1 pseudogene is annotated in these 2,125 nt (G+C 79.0%); it reads right to left on the reverse strand.

Annotation, left to right across the window (positions count from 1 at the left end):
- Positions 1-2,125: pseudogene (locus tag L6E12_RS33560) on the reverse strand (cation-translocating P-type ATPase); the annotation flags it as partial.

Consider the following 2,125-nt stretch of genomic DNA (forward strand, 5'->3'; position numbering starts at 1 on the left):
AGCGGGTCGGCCAGCTCGGTCCGCACGGCACCGGCCAACCGCAGCAGCTCGCGCGGCGGCCCGGCGCCGGGCATCCCGGCCAGCCGCGCGCCGAGGTGCCGGGCCCGCGCGGTCAGGTCGTCGGCGACCTGGCGACCGCGCCCGGACTGCTCGCGGAGGCGGTGCAGCACCCCCTCCGCGGGCAGCGCGTGCCACGGCACCAGCGGCCGGGGCGCCGGGGTGGCCGCCGTGCCGACACCCGCGGCGAGGGCCCACCCGGACACCAGGGCCACGCCCGCGGCGAGGTCGACCGGGCTGAGCCGGGCCACCGGGGAGAGCAGGCGCCCCCACCGCCGCTGCTGGCTGGTGGCGACCAGCAGGCCGGACAGGGCGGTCGCGGCCTGGGCGCAGGTCGCCCCGTACTTGCCCGCCGCCCGGGCCGCCGGGATCGCGCGCATCAGCCGCCAGACGCCGACCAGCCCGTCGACGCACAGCGCGTCGGCCGCCCACACCACGGCGGCGTCCTGGTCGGCCAGGCACACGGCGAAGTCCGCCGCCAGCACCCCGGCGACCACGTCGGCGTCCGCCCCGGTCGTGCCGCGCGGCCGGGCGAGGGCGCACACCACCCGGCCGTCGGCCCGCAGCGACCGCAGGACCTCGGCCATGGACCGGTCGCACACCGTCTCGTCCGCCACGACCGCGTTCGCCCCGCTGCCGTCGTCGCCGACGACCACGACGCGCAGCCCGGCCTGCCCGGCGGCGTCGAGCACCGCCCTGGCGACCGGGTCGGGCCGGTGCCCGACCAGGACCGTGCCGACGTCGCGCCCGTCGGCGGAGGCGATCATGAGCCCGGTGGAGTCCGCCTCGGCGTCGGGGACCGGCCGCAACCGGACCGCGTCGGGGTCGGCGTCCGGATCGGAGCCGGAGTCGGAGCCAGAATTCGGATCAGTGGCGGCCAGCGCGGCCTCGGCGGCCTCCCACAGGCGGCCGTCGCCCCAGTCGGGGGCGTGCGGGTGGGCCTCGGTGACGGTGCGGCTGTCGAGCCGCAGCGCCCCGGCGTGCACCAGCAGCGTGTCCACGGTTTGCAGCGAGCGAAGCCGCTCGGGGGCGCGCACCAGCACCCCATCGCGCGCCAGGACCTGCCCCAGCGCGGAGGCGTAGCCGGTCCAGCCGTACCGGGAGGGCTTCGGCGACCCGGCCAGGACCGCCTCGCTCGCCTCGCGCACACCGCGGGTGAGCACCCCCGTGACCAGCGCCCCGACCATGCCCGCGGTGGAGGCGGAGGCCGCGTACTTGGTGACCGGGTCGGCGAGCGCGGGCCTGGCGACCGGTTCGCCCTCCACGCTCTCCCGGCCGGGAACGCACACCACGTCGTGCACCCGCTCGAACGCGGTCACCCGAGCCGCGGCGTCGAGTAGCTGCCCGGTGCGCAGCGCGGCGTCGAGCAGCAGTTCCGTCGGGGAACCGCCGAACCCGTGCACCGCGGCGGTCGCAGCGGCGATCGCCACCTCGGTGGGCCCGCCACCCAGCCGGGACCGCAGCAGCGACCGCACCCGGGGGTCCTCCCGCAGCACGGTCAGCGCGGCGGCGGCGACCTTCGGCGGGCGGCGCAGCCGGAACACCCCGGCGGCCAGCGAGGTCGCCAGACCGGCGCCGGTCACCGCGAGGGCCACCGCGGCGGACCGGATCTCGTGCAGGTCCCCGGGGTGCGCGGCGGGCTCGACGGCGGTGACGGGCGACGGTTCGTGCTCACGCGCGAGGGCGGACACCTCCGCCGCCACCTTGTCGGTGGCCGCGCCCTCGGCGAACCGGACCACCACGCGCGCCAGCCCACCGTCCCAATAGGCGCTGACCACCTCGGGGTGTTCGAGGACGGCGGCGACCACGTCCTCGAGCACCCGCCGCACCTGCTCGGGCGCCCCCTCGGGCAGCCGCACCGGCAGGTGCAGGCGGTGCCCCGCCCGCCACCACAGCTCCCGCTTGGTGAAGGCCTCGCGCACCAGGCGCCCGGTCGACTCCACGGTCGCCCGCCCCGCCTCGACCCCCGTCGCCGCCGCCCGCTTGCCCAGGCCCACGGCCTCGTCGGCCACGTCGAGCGCCGCGCTCGTCGCCTCCCCGGCCGCCCGCAGGACACGACCCGGTGCGC

Origin of the sequence: Actinokineospora sp. PR83 (genome assembly GCF_021056305.1) — a bacterium.
GTDB lineage: Bacteria > Actinomycetota > Actinomycetes > Mycobacteriales > Pseudonocardiaceae > Actinokineospora > Actinokineospora spheciospongiae.